The 531-nt window shown below is 64.0% G+C and carries 1 protein-coding gene; it reads right to left on the bottom strand.

Annotated elements, in window-relative coordinates:
- Window positions 1-531 (bottom strand): condensation domain-containing protein (locus GCN74_RS28305; RefSeq protein ID WP_226939279.1); only part of this gene is annotated, 531 nt, incomplete at both ends.

Here is a 531-nt window from a genome sequence, read left to right as displayed (position 1 = left end):
TCTTCTTCCAGGCGCTTGCGCTGCCACACGCTGTAGTCGAGATACTGGATAGGCAGCACGGGCAGCCGTGCCGCTTCGCCGCGGCGCTGCGCATCCATGATCAGGCCCAGTTCCCGCACCAGTACGCCGATCGACCAGCCATCGCTGACGATATGATGCATATTGAGCATCAGTATCCGTGTATCGCTGGCGAGTGTGATCACCATGGCGCGGATCAGGGGGCCGGCGGCCAGGTCGAATGGCTTGACCGCTTCGGCCTGGCAAAGCTGCAGCGCGCGCGCCGCGCTGTCTTCGTATGCGCCCAGGTCGTGGCGCTCCAGCCGGAAATCGAGCGTTTCCATGATCGATTGCCGGGCGCGGCCCTCTTTCGCCGGAAAAACGGTACGCAGTGTTTCGTGGCGCGCGATGACCTGCCGGAACGCCGCTTCCAGCAAGTCGATGTCGAACTGCCCCTGCAGGGTGACCGCGCCGGGACAGTTGTAGCTGGCTCCGCCAGGTTCCAGCTGGTCGAGAAACCACAGCCGTTCCTGC

This window comes from Janthinobacterium sp. FT14W (genome assembly GCF_009208755.1).
Classification (GTDB): domain Bacteria; phylum Pseudomonadota; class Gammaproteobacteria; order Burkholderiales; family Burkholderiaceae_D; genus Janthinobacterium; species Janthinobacterium violaceinigrum.
The sequence above is the reverse complement of the archived record's forward strand: the minus strand, read 5'-3'. Positions and strand labels throughout refer to the sequence as shown.